The following is a 13746-nucleotide window of genomic DNA, read 5'->3' on the forward strand; positions in this document are numbered from 1 at the left end:
CGTGCGCAGTCAGTTGGAGGAAGTCTAGATGTCCGTTGGTATACCTGGACCGAAGTCGCTGACCATCGAGGATCTTCCGAGACTGATCGCGGCAGTGGCCGAGGTAGACCCGGATCGGCGCGCGCTCGCACATGCCGGCACCGAGATCAGTTACGCACGCCTCGAGACCGAACTGACAACTCTCGATACTGCAATGGGCGGCGCTTTGGGGGCTGATGCACTTGTCCCCGTGGTCATCTCCACCGTCCTGCCGGAACTGATCGCATCGCACGACGGTGGACTAGGTGCGATAGTCGACGCGCTCATCGCCGACGCGATGTCAGTGGTCGCCTTCGAGGTCCCGGTCGTTGCCGAACCCACTCTCGTGAGTGTGTTCGACGACCAGGTCGCCCGGACTCCGGATGCGACAGCGCTCCGGTTCGATGAGATTTCGCTGACCTATGCGCAATTCGACGCCCGGGTCAATCGCTTGGCACGTGAACTCGTCGCGCGTGGTGTCGGACCGGACACCCTGGTCGGCCTCGGGATCCGACGGTCCGTGGAACTGCTCGTGGCGATGTACGCGATCGTCAAAGCCGGCGGGGCGTACGTGCCGCTCGACCCGGACCACCCAGCCGAACGTGTGGCCTACGTACTCGACGTTGCGGCTCCGATCCTGGTGGTCACGACATCTACTGATGAACTGACACTGCCTGATGGCGTTGCAGTCCTCGAGATGGACACGATCGATCTGACCGTCCACTCCGCCGAGTCACTGGTGGACGCAGACCGGTTGTCACCACTGCGCGCCGGCAATCTCGCCTACGTCATCTTCACCTCCGGCTCCACCGGACGACCCAAGGGAGTCGGCGTGGCCCATGGGGCTATCGTCGCCAATCTCCGGTGGCGTCAGGACGAGTACGCCTTCACGGCTGAAGACGTAATCCTTCAGAAGACGCCCTTCACGTTCGATGTGTCGGTGTGGGAGTTCTTCTGGCCATTGCAGATCGGCGCCACTCTGGTCATTGCCGAGCCCGACGGGCATCGTGATCCGACCTACGTCGCACGCGCCATGATCGACTACGGCGTTACCGTCGTTCACTTCGTTCCGTCGATGCTGGCTGTCTTCGTGGCAGAGCCTTCGGTTGCAGAGATCAGCACTCTCCGTTACGTATTCGCATCCGGCGAGGCGCTTCCCGCTCAGACGGCCGCTCGGCTGCGTGCCGTCAGTTCTGCTGGGCTGCACAACCTTTACGGACCCACCGAGGCTGCAGTCGACGTCACCTACTATGCAACCGGCGAGCAGGACGAGGTGTCGGTTCCGATCGGGCGCGCGGTGGCTGACACCGAACTGCTCGTGCTCGATGACGCCTTGCGTCAGGTTCCGCCCGGCGTTCCTGGTGAGTTGTATCTTGCCGGAATCCAATTGGCGCGTGGTTACGTTTCGCGACCGGATTTGTCGGCTGATCGATTTGTCGCTCATCCCAGCGCTGCCGGGGCTCGGATGTACCGGACCGGCGACTTGGTTCGTTGGCGGGGCGCCGGCAGTGCGCGACTGCTCGAGTACATCGGCCGCACCGACTTTCAGGTGAAACTGCGTGGACTGCGTATCGAGCTCGGAGAGATCGAATCCGCGCTGCTCGACAATGCCGCGGTGGCGCAAGCTGCAGTGCTGGTCCACTCCGATGCGACGCTGGGTGACAACCTCGTTGCCTATGTTGTTCCTTCTGCCGGTCAAGCTTTCGACTCCGAGAGGCTTGCCGATCAGCTCGGTGGGCGACTGCCCGACTACATGGTGCCGTCGTTGTTCGTCGAACTCGACGCCTTTCCTCTCAACGCCAGTGGAAAACTGGACCGTAAGGCACTGCCCGCACCGGAGTTCACGGCACGCGTCGTCGAATATCGCGCACCGAGCACCCCGGTCGAGGAGGCGCTGGCAACGATCTTCTCCGACCTCCTCGGACGGGAAAACCTGGGCGTTGACGACAGTTTCTTCGATCTCGGCGGCAACTCGCTTCTCTCGACCCGCGTAGTGGCCCGCGCCAACGCCGAACTCGGCGTCGAACTGGACATGCGAGCCTTCTTCGATGCACCCACCGTTGCCGAATTAGCTGCTCTGGTAGATGAATCCGCAGGTTCCGTGTCGCGAGTGCCGCTCGTTGCGCAGGATCGCCCGGCGCAGATTCCGCTGTCGCTTGCCCAACAGCGGATGTGGTTCCTCAATCGTTTCGACTCGGCTTCGGCCGTCGATCACATCCCAGTGGCGCTGCGTCTGAGCGGCGACCTCGACATCGATGCGTTGGGTGCTGCGATTGCGGACCTGATCGAGCGCCACGAGAGCCTACGAACGGTCTATCCCGAGATCGACGGCGTTGGCTATCAGCAGATTCTGGCAGCATCGGATGTTGCGATCGACCTGACTGCGGTAGCTGTCGCCGAATCGGAACTGGTGGACCGGGTTACGGCCGTGGTGACCGAGGGATTCGACGTGACGACGCAAGTTCCTTTGCGAGTCAAGCTTTTCCAGGTAGCGGTATCCGAATTTGTGCTGGTCTTCGTTGTCCACCACATCAGCGGTGACGGCTTCTCGATGGGCCCGATGGTCCGCGACGTAGTGGGAGCGTACGCGGCGAGATCGAATGGGGCCGCACCCGAGTTCCGGCCTCTCGAGGTTCAGTACGCGGACTACGCCTTGTGGCAGCGAACCGTTCTCGGTGACGAGAACGACCCGCAGTCGCTGATCGCGCGCCAGATCGACTACTGGAGCGAGCAGTTGGCAGGATTGCCCGAGCTGCTTGATCTTCCAGTGGACCGGCCTCGTCCGGCCGTCGCCACCAACCGCGGTGCATCACATAAGTTTTCGATCGATTCCGAGCTGCTGGCACAGCTCGAAGCGATCGCGCAGGCAAATAAGGCTTCCGTATTCATGGTGCTGCACAGCGCCATTGCGATGCTGCTAGCCCGCATGTCCGGCACTTCCGACATCGCGATCGGTACCCCAGTTGCCGGACGCGGCGACAAAGCGCTCGACGACGTCATCGGCATGTTCGTCAACACCTTGGTACTGCGTACCGAAGTTGATGCAGCCGGCACTTTCGAGAGTCTGCTGAACGCTGCCCGCACCGCTGATCTTGATGCCTTCGGCAACGCCGACGTTCCCTTCGAGCGACTCGTCGAGGTGCTCGATCCTGCCCGTTCGCAGGCGCACAATCCGCTCTTCCAGGTCATGCTGGCCTTCCAGAACCTCGGCCAGAGTGCACAGGGGAGTGCCGAACTGGGCGGGCTGACCGTTGCGGGTGTGGATCTTCCGTCGGCTATTGCCAAGTTCGATCTTCAGTTCACTGTCTGGGAAGACGAAGACCGCGGTGGACTGTCGCTGGTCATCGACTACGCCACAGATATTTTCGACGCGTCCACCGTTGACTCGTTTGCATCGCAGCTGTCGATGATTCTCACGGCCGTGGCGCAAGATCCGACGGTTGTTGTCGGTGATGTCGAGTTGCTCGGCGACTCGGAACGGCAGTTGGTGGAGGGTACCGGGAACGGGACTCGGCACGACGTCGAGCGGCGGACGCTGGTCGACATGTTCGACACGCAGGTCTCGCGAACTCCGGACTCGGTTGCTCTCCGCTTCGAAGGCGAGTCACTTACCTACGCAGACTTCGATTCTCGGATCAATCAACTTTCGCGCAAGCTGGTCACTCTGGGTGTCGGCCCCGACGCTGTGGTGGGACTGGCGATTCGCCGATCCCTGGATTTGGTCGTGGCGATGTACGCCATTCTGAATGCGGGCGGAGCGTATCTTCCGATCGATCCCGATCAGCCGGCTGATCGCAACGACTACGTGCTCGCGACGGCGGCACCGGTCTGCGTTTTGACGACTGATCGCGATGCCTTCGCGGCAGCGGGGCACCGTGTTGTCTCGCTGGATTCGATTGATGCGTCAGGTTTCTCGAGTGACGCGCTCGTCGACGCCGATCGACTCTCGCCGTTGCGCGACGACAATACGGCGTACGTGATCTTCACTTCGGGTTCCACCGGAAAGCCGAAGGGCGTCGCGGTATCGCATCGAGCGATTGTCAACCGGCTCGAGTGGATGCAGTCCGAGTACACGCTGACCGGTAGCGACGTGGTCTTGCAGAAAACTCCGTTCACGTTCGACGTGTCGGTGTGGGAGTTCTTCTGGCCGTTGCAGATCGGTGCGCAACTTGTTCTTGCCGCCATAGACGGGCATCGTGATCCGGCGTACTTGGCTTCGGCGATTTCCGAAAACGGTGTCACTACCGCGCACTTCGTTCCGTCGATGCTGGAAGTGTTTGTCGGCGAGCCTTCTGCGGCGCAGTGCAGGTCGTTGACCCGTGTGTTCGCCTCCGGTGAGGCTTTGGCGCCGCAGGTGGCGTCGAGGCTGCGGGATGTACTGCCTACCACCGCTCTGCACAACCTGTACGGTCCGACCGAGGCTGCAGTCGACGTGACATTCCACGAGGTCACGGAATCCGACATCGTGAGTGTGCCCATCGGTGCGCCGGTCTGGAATACACGAACACTGGTACTGGATGCCCGTTTGCATCCGGTTCCGGTCGGGGTTGCCGGCGAGCTGTACCTCGCTGGGGTACAGCTTGCTCGTGGATACCTCGCGCGGCCCGAACTGACAGCAGATCGATTTGTGGCGGACCCGTTCTCGGAGACGGGGGAGCGGCTTTACCGAACCGGTGACCTGGTGTCTTGGAGTTCGGTTGGTGAACTCGAGTACATCGGCCGTACGGATTTCCAGGTTAAACTGCGCGGCCTGCGCATCGAGCTCGGGGAAATCGAGATGGCACTGCGCGACCACTCTGCGGTGTCGGCTGCGGTGGTCACGGTGCGGGGCGATCAACTGGTGGCCTACGTCATCGCCGCTGACGGCACTCACGTCGACTGGGACGACATCGCTGCATCACTGGCGGTGCGGTTGCCCGCGTACATGATTCCGAACGCTCACGTAGTGCTCGAGTCGTTCCCGCTGAACAGTTCGGGAAAGCTCGATCGGAAGCAGTTGCCGGACCCGGTGCTGCGCATCGCGGAGTTCCGTGAACCTCGCACCGCAACCGAAATTACTGTCTCGCAGGTCTTCTCCGAACTGTTGGGTGTCGAACAGGTCGGCCAGGACGATGACTTCTTCGGGCTCGGCGGAAACTCGCTCATGGCTACCCAGGTTGTCGCCCGATTGGGTCAGAGGCTCGACACCAGCATCCCCGTGAGGATGCTGTTCGACGCTTCCACCGTCGCAGAATTGGCCACGCGGATCGATTCGGGGACTGCTGCCGTGTCGAGGCCTCCGCTCACGGCTCAGGTTCGACCGGAACTGGTGCCGCTCTCCCTGGCCCAGCAACGGATGTGGTTCCTCAACCGCTTCGAACCAGGATCGAATGTCGACAACATTCCGGCCGCACTGCGTTTGACCGGTCCACTCGACGTCGGAGCACTCCAGGACGCTCTCGATGATCTGGTGCGTCGCCACGAAAGTTTGCGAACGATCTATCCGGAGATCGACGGAGTCGGCTATCAGCAGGTACTCGAACCCGCGCGCCTGATCGATGTGACACCGGTCGACGTGGAACCGGCAGATGTCGTGGCCCGCGTAACCGGCGCCGTGACACCCGGATTCGACGTGACCACAGAAGTGCCACTGCGCGTTTCGCTCCTTCGAATCACAGAGACCGAGTTCGTGCTCGTCTTTGTCGTCCACCACATCAGCGGCGACGGATTCTCGATGGTCCCGCTGATTCGTGACGTCGTTACTGCCTACGGTGCTCGTTCAGCCGGGACTGCTCCGCTCTGGGCGCCGTTACCAGTACAGTTTGCCGACTTCGCATTGTGGCAGCGCGAGGTTCTGGGCAGTGAGAACGACCCGGGCTCGGTAATTTCCCGGCAGTTCGACTACTGGGGAACACAACTGGCCGGGATTCCGGACCAGCTAGACCTGCCGACAGATCGGCCTCGACCCCGAATTGCAACCAATCAAGGTGCGCACCACGACTTCTCCGTTGATGCGGCACTGCTCGAAAGGTTGAACGCGGTTGCCCGGGAGGGCCAGGCGTCGCTGTTCATGGTCTTGCATTCCTCCTTGGCATTGTTGCTGTCCAAGCTGTCGGGTACCACTGACATTGTCATCGGCACACCGGTTGCCGGACGCGGTGAGCAGATGCTCGACGACGTCATCGGAATGTTCGTCAACACCTTGGTATTGCGAACAGATATCGATCCCGCATCGACCGTCGCGGATCTGATCGAACTTGCTCGGGAGACCGATCTCAGTGCATTCGATCATGCCGACGTACCGTTCGAGAGCCTGGTCGAGATCATCAATCCGGAGCGTTCGCAGGCCCGAAATCCACTGTTCCAGGTCATGCTGACCATGCAGAACATCAGTGCGGCTGGTCTTGATTCGATCGCGATGAACGACGTGGCCGTTTCTGCCGTGGACGTCGAATCGCCTGTTGCCAAATTCGATCTCCAGTTGACGGTCAGTGAATCGACCGCAGGAGAGCCGGGCGGACTTCTTGCACAGTTCACCTATGCAACAGACCTTTTCGACGCTGCAACAGTAGAGCTATTCGCGAACCGGTACGTGGCGATCCTCGAAGCCGTGGCTCAGAGTCGCTCAACCGCGGTCGGCGATATCGAGGTAACAAATGCCGCAGAACGTCGCCGCGTACTCGAGGAGTGGAATTCGACGGCACACAATGTTCCCACTGCAACGCTGGTTAATCTCTTCGACAATCAAGTAGCAGCTACTCCGGATTCTGTTGCGCTCACCTTCGAGGGCACATCTCTGACCTACGCGGAATTTGACTCGCGAGTCAATCGCCTTGCTCGCCACTTGATCTCGATCGGCGTCGGCCCGGATGCACTGGTGGGATTGTCGATCCGCCGATCGATCGAATTGCTGGTCGCGATGTACGCCATCGTCAAGGCCGGCGGCGCGTACGTTCCGATCGATCCGGATCAGCCTACCGAACGCAACGAGTACGTACTCGAGACTGCCAATCCGACGTGTGTGCTCACCACGGATCGAGACAGCTTCCGATCTGATGGCACAGTTGTTGTCGCCGTTGACGCCATCGACTTGTCCGGCTACTCGGATGCCCGTGTTTCGGACGGGGATCGGCGCACACCGCTCCGACCGGACAACACCGCTTACGTGATTTTCACGTCGGGATCCACCGGCAAGCCGAAGGGCGTCGCAGTCACGCACCGGGCAATTGTCAATCGCTTGGTGTGGATGCAGGCAGAGTACGCACTCTGCGGTGCCGACGTCGTGTTGCAGAAGACTCCGTTCACGTTCGACGTGTCGGTCTGGGAGTTCTTTTGGCCGCTGCAGGTTGGTGCCCGCTTGGTTGTGGCTTCCGTAGACGGCCACCGAGAGCCTGCTTACCTGGCATCGGTGATCGCGGAACAAGGGGTCACCACAGCGCACTTCGTGCCGTCGATGCTCGAAGTCTTTGTTGCAGAACCCGCAGTTCGAGAAGCAGTCGTACTTCGCCAGGTATTTGCCTCCGGTGAAGCGTTGGCGCCGAACGTTGCGCAGGAACTCCGTCGACTCCTTCCCGAAGCTCGACTACACAATCTGTACGGACCTACCGAAACTGCCGTCGACGTGACGTTTCACGAGGTCACCGAGGCAGATTCCAGTTCCGTTCCGATCGGTGCGCCGGTCTGGAATACCCGCGTGCTGGTGCTGGATTCGAGATTGCGTCCGGTGCCCGTGGGGGTAGCGGGAGAGCTGTATCTGGCGGGTATCCAGCTTGCACGCGGATATGTCGGTCGACCGGATCTCACGGCAGATCGGTTTGTTGCAGATCCCTACGGAAGTGCCGGAGATCGTCTGTACCGCACGGGAGACCTGGTGCGTTGGAACCAGACTGGGGAACTCGAGTACATCGGGCGAACCGACTTCCAGGTCAAGCTGCGCGGACTGCGTATCGAACTGGGTGAGATCGAGGCAGTGCTGCGTGATCAGTCGTCGATCGCGACGGCCGTGGTGTCCGTGCGCAACGACCAGTTGGTTGCGTACGTGGTTGCGAAACACGACTCTGTCGTGGACTGGCAGCTTGTCGAAACCTCGCTCGCTGCCAAACTCCCCGGCTACATGGTGCCTACTACACACGTGGTGCTCGAGACGTTCCCGCTCAATGCATCCGGAAAACTCGATCGCAAACAGTTGCCCGATCCGATTGTGGAGATCGCAGCATTCCGGGCGCCCCGCACCGTTGTCGAGGAAGAAGTCGCACGCGTTTTCGGAGAACTCCTGGACGTTGTGCACGTCGGACTCGATGACGACTTTTTCGCACTCGGCGGCAACTCGCTCATCGCAACCCAGGTTGTTGCACGGCTCGGCGAGGCACTCGATACGACCGTCCCGGTGCGTGTGCTTTTCGACGCGTCAACCGTGGAGTCTCTTGCCGCGCTGATCGATTCGTCGGCCGGAAATGGTGCTCGCCCTCCGCTGGTGGCGCAGGAACGCCCCGCTCGTGTTCCGTTGTCGATTGCGCAGCAACGGATGTGGTTCCTCAACCGCTTCGATGCGGCGTCCGGAGTGGACAACATCCCGGTGGCAATCCGGTTGACCGGCGAACTCAACATCCCCGCAATGCAGGCTGCTTTGCGCGACCTGTTCGATCGTCACGAGATTCTGCGCACTGTGTACCCCGAGGTCGACGGAGTCGGATACCAGAAGATCGTGGATGCTGATTCGCTTGTCCCCGACCTTTCACCCGTATCCGTCGACGAGTCCGTGGTTCTCGATCACGTGACAAGTTTTGTGTTGCCAGGATTCGACGTGACGCGCGAATCTTCTGTTCGCGCAAGGTTGTTCGATCTGGGGGAGTCGCGATACGTACTCGTGTTCGTCGTCCATCACATCAGTGGTGACGGATTCTCGATGGGTCCGCTGGTGCGAGATGTGGTGGCTGCGTATGCAGCTCGGGCTCAGGGGGCGGTTCCCGATACCGCGCCGCTCCCGGTGCAGTACGCCGATTTCGCCCTGTGGCAGAGGCAAGTTCTGGGCAGTGAAGACGATCCGGCATCAGTGATCGCATCCCAGGTCGGATACTGGCGCGAGACACTGGCAGATATTCCGAATCAGTTGGATCTGCCGATCGATCGCCCTCGACCTCGAGTTCTGTCGAATCGGGGTGCGGGGCATACCTTCACCATCGATTCCGAATTGCGCGCAGCTCTCGATCGCGTGGCACGGGAAAACAATGCTTCGCTGTTCATGGTGCTGCACGCTGCGTTTGCGGTTGTGTTGTCACGTCTGTCGGGCAGCCTCGACATCGTGATCGGAACGCCGGCAGCTGGTCGAGGTGAGCGGGCACTCGACGATCTGATCGGCATGTTCGTCAACACCCTGGTACTACGCACTACGGTCGATCCGCAGGGGTCATTTGCCGAACTGGTGAAGGGCACGAGAGAAACAGATCTCGGTGCCTTCAGTCACGCGGACGTTCCATTCGAGCGTCTGGTCGAGATTCTCAATCCCGAGCGGTCGCAGGCGCGGCATCCACTCTTCCAGGTCGGTTTGTCCTTTCAGAACTTGCAGCGCGCGAAAGTGCAGTTGGCGGAGCTCGAAGTATCCCAGTTCCCCCTAGCGGACCTGATGGCCAAAGTCGACCTGCAACTGACTCTCGTGGAAGCAACTGAAACTGGCACTGGTGGCTTGAACGCGGAGTTCACCTATGAGACGGATCTTTTCGACGAGTCGACGGTGGCATCGTTCGCGGAGCGGTTGGTGCGGGTGCTGTCGGGTGTGACGGAGGATTCGTCTCGTCCGGTGGGTGCGTTGGAGATTCTTGACGGTGCGGAGTCTGCACAGGTTCTCCAGTGGTCGCGGGGTGAGCGGATCCCGGATGCGGGTGTTTCGATTCCGGCTTTGTTCGCCGAGCACGTGCTGAGCAGTCCGGATGCACCTGCTGTGGTGGCCGGTGGTGTGGTGTTGTCGTACACGGATCTTGATGTGCGGTCGTCGGTGCTGGCAGCGGAGTTGGTTGCTGCCGGTGTGGGCGCCGACGATGTTGTGGGTGTGCTTGTTCCGCGATCGTGGCAGTGGGTTGTCGCTCTCGTGGCGGTATGGAAGGCGGGGGCGGCGTATCTGCCGATCGATCCGTCGTTGCCGACAGAGCGTATCGAGGCTGTACTTTCCGACACTGCAGCACGATGTGTGGTGGCGATCGACGACGTCGCAACGGTAGTGCCTGTTATTCGGGTCGGTGACGTGGTCGATTCGACGGTTGTGCCGGGGTGGGTTGATCGTTGGGCGCAGTCGGGTGCGGGCCTGCGTGCTGGGTATGTGATTTCGACGTCGGGTTCGACGGGTCGTCCAAAGCCGACGATTGTCCCGATGGCGGGTATCGCGAACACGGTTGCGTGGTATCGGTCGCAGATCCCGGTTGGTGCCGGCGTGTTGGTGGCGTCGTCGCCGAGTTTCGACCTGACGCAGAAGAATGTGTGGGGTCCGCTGTCGGGTGGTGGTTGTGTGTTCTTGGCGCCGGCAGGGTTCGATCCGGCGGAGATATTGACTGTGGTCGCGGGTTCGGGTGTGCGGGTGGCGAATATGTCGCCGAGTGCGTTCGAAGCTGTCGTCGATGCGGACGTCGACGGAGTGTTGTCGAGTCTGGATGTGGTGTTCCTCGGTGGTGAGCCGATTCAGGTGGGTCGCCTTGAATCTGTGATGGGTTCGGGCGTCCGGATCGTCAACAGCTACGGTCCGACGGAGGCGTCGGATGTGGTGTCGTTCCGTGAGGCGTCTGTCGGTGATGTGGCGGGTGTGCCGATTGGTTCAGCGATTCCGAATATCGATTTGTTCGTGTTGGATTCGCGGTTGCAAGTGGTGCCTGCGGGTGTCGTCGGCGAGCTGTATGTCGGTGGTGTAGGTGTGGGCCGTGGTTACGGCGCGCGGTTCGATCTGACGGCTGAACGTTTTGTGGCGAATCCGTTCGGCAGCGGTTCTCGTCTGTATCGGACGGGCGACCTGGTTCGTTGGAACAGTGTCGGTGAGCTGGAGTATTTGGGGCGCACAGACTTTCAGGTGAAGGTTCGTGGTCTGCGTATCGAACTCGGCGAGATCGAGTCGGCGTTGGTGTCAGTGGATTCGGTTGCATCGGCTGTAGTGGTGGTCCACCGCGACGGAGTCGTCGGCGACCGCATCGTGGCTTACGTCGTTGGCGCCGAGCCGAACCTCGTATCAGAGATTTTGAGAGAAGCTGTGGCGCAGCGTCTGCCGGACTACATGGTGCCGTCCGCGTTTGTAGTTCTCGAAGAGATCCCGCTCAATGCCAACGGCAAGGTTGATCGACGGGCATTGCCGGCGCCGGTGTTCGAGGTTGCACAGTATCGAGAGCCGCAGTCCGCCGTGGAAGGCGCAGTGGCAGCGGTGTTCGCTGATCTGCTGGGACTCGAACGCGTCGGCCTTGATGACGATTTCTTCGTACTCGGTGGCAACTCTTTGATTGCGACCCGTCTGGCAGCTCGACTCGGCCAGGCACTTGACACGACGATTCCGGTTCGGGCGCTCTTCGACGCCACAACTGTCGAAGCGTTGGCGCAGGCAGTCGGCGCAACTGCGGGTTCTGGCCGGAGGAAGGCGCTCGAGGCCCATCCGCGACCGGCGCGACTTCCGTTGTCGCTTGCGCAGCAACGCATGTGGCTCGTCAATCAGATGGATACTTCTGCACCGACGTACAACATTCCGATGGCGCTGCGGTTGACGGGAGATCTTGACGTCGACGCCTTGCAGTCAGCGTTCCGCGACGTCATTGCCCGCCACGAGTCACTCCGGACGTTCTATCCCTCCGGCGACAGCGGCCCCGTTCAACGGATTGTCAGAGTCGACGACGCGCCGGAAATCGCGGCTCCCGTTGTCCTTGCCGACGCAGCTGAGATGTATTCGCGAGTCGTAGATTTGATGTCGACAGGATTTGACGTTTCCACCGAGGTTCCGGTGCGGATGGAACTACTCCGCTGTGGGACAGATGAATACGTCTTTGCGCTCGTTGCACATCACATCGCCGCGGACGGTGAATCCATGGCACCGTTGGCTCGCGACATGATGATCGCCTACGAAGCCCGAACCCGGGGCAGTGTTCCGGCGTGGACTCCGTTGACGGTGCAGTACGCGGACTTCGCACTCTGGCAACGTGACGTTGTGGGCACGGTTGACGACGAAGACAGTGTTGCCCGTGCGCAACTCGATTTCTGGCGTTCCAAGCTTCGCGGGATGCCGGCACTGGCCGGGCTACCGACAGACCGACCGCGGCCGAGTGTCGTGTCCCCGGCGGCCGGGGCCGTCGAGTTCGAGATCAGCGAGCAGGTCCACGCTCGGTTGGTGGAGGTCGCTCGCGACCGGAATGCGACCGCCTTCATGGCATTGCACGCCGCGCTGGCCGTACTGATCGCCCGGGTGGGAGCTACCAACGACTTCGCGATCGGCACTGCCGTCGGTGGACGAGGGGAACGCGCACTCGACGATCTTGTCGGAATGTTCGTCAACACACTTGCACTGCGGACCGAGGTGGACAGTGCTGCAAGCTTCGACGACCTTGTTGTCGCCGTGCGTGATGTGGACCTGGAGGCTTTCGCGAAGGCCGATATCCCGTTCGAAGAAGTGGCCGAAGCCGTCGGCGCGCCTGCTGGTCTCTTCCAGATCATCTTGTCCTTGGAACCTGCTGCCGGAGCAGAGTTCTCGCTGTCCGGGCTGTCGATCAGTGCGGTCGATGCCGCAGTGGTGTCGACGAAGTTCGATCTGCAGCTGACTTTGAACAGTTCAGCAGACGGATACGGACTGTCCGGTGTGTGGCTCTACTCGACGGACCTGTTCGACAAGGAAACCGTCGAATCATTTGCTGAGCGCTTCGTTCGTATTCTCGAACAGGTCACCGACGATTCGTCGACTCGGGTCGGTGATATCGAATTGCTCACCGCTGCCGAGAAAGAAGAGGCTCTCGGTGCGGGAATTCAACGCAGCGTCTCGACAGCTCCCACGGCAGCACTCCTGCCGCAATTGCTGTCGTCGATAGTCGAGAGTGATCCCGAAGCGCCGGCAGTGGTACTCGGCGGCGAGGAAATCGACTACGCGGCAGTTGATTCACAGTCATCGCAGCTGGCGCGCCAGCTGATCGAGGAGGGGGTCGGCCCCGGACAACTCGTTGCATCCGTAGAGCTGACTGGAATCGACGCCGTCGTGGCGCAATGGGCGATCGTCAAAATCGGCGCCGGCACCACTGCGGCGTCGGAAACGGTTCTGACCATCACACCGGAAACCGTCGCTCGTTCGGGCTCACAGCCCACCCGCCCGATCACTTACGCCGACAGGCTCCGCCCGTTGACGGCCGAAGACATCGCCTACCGAGCCGCCGGTTGGGAGCTGACGTACGACGAACTCTCGGACATGTTGGCAAGATTGCGAGAGAAGCACGCCGTCGACGTCGAGTCGCGGGTGCTGGCTGCAGCGTCCGAGGGCATTGCCTTGGCGATACTGCTGGCGGCATCAGCCGGCGCCGCGTGGGTAGATGCTCCAGTCGACCTCGAATCGCTCGAGGACACGTTGGCCGACGATTGGGTGACACACGCGATCCTGTCCGCGAAGGCGGTTGAGCGAATCGACCGCACCGAACTCCCGGACCTCGAGTATGTCCTCGATGCGGACGACCCCCGGGGCTGGTGAACTCTCGGCACTGCGAGTGGCAGAACTCATAGACACTCGCAGTGCGGACTGTCGGCAATGCCCTG

1 protein-coding gene is annotated in these 13746 nt (G+C 61.2%); it reads left to right on the plus strand.

The annotated features are described in order from the left end of the window. Positions 1-28: 28 nt before the first annotated feature. Positions 29-13681, plus strand: coding sequence for a non-ribosomal peptide synthetase (locus MTX36_RS16580; protein ID WP_243620832.1), 13653 nt, complete (start codon positions 29-31; stop codon positions 13679-13681). Positions 13682-13746: the final 65 nt, after the last annotated feature.

It is taken from the genome of Rhodococcus sp. ARC_M6 (assembly GCF_022810305.1).
Lineage (GTDB): Bacteria > Actinomycetota > Actinomycetes > Mycobacteriales > Mycobacteriaceae > Rhodococcus_F.

What these genes read in the sequence shown, in the direction of transcription:
- MTX36_RS16580 (WP_243620832.1), top strand. Translation starts at nt 29, where the DNA reads ATGTCCGTTGGTATACCTGGACCGAAGTCGCTGACCATCGAGGATCTT.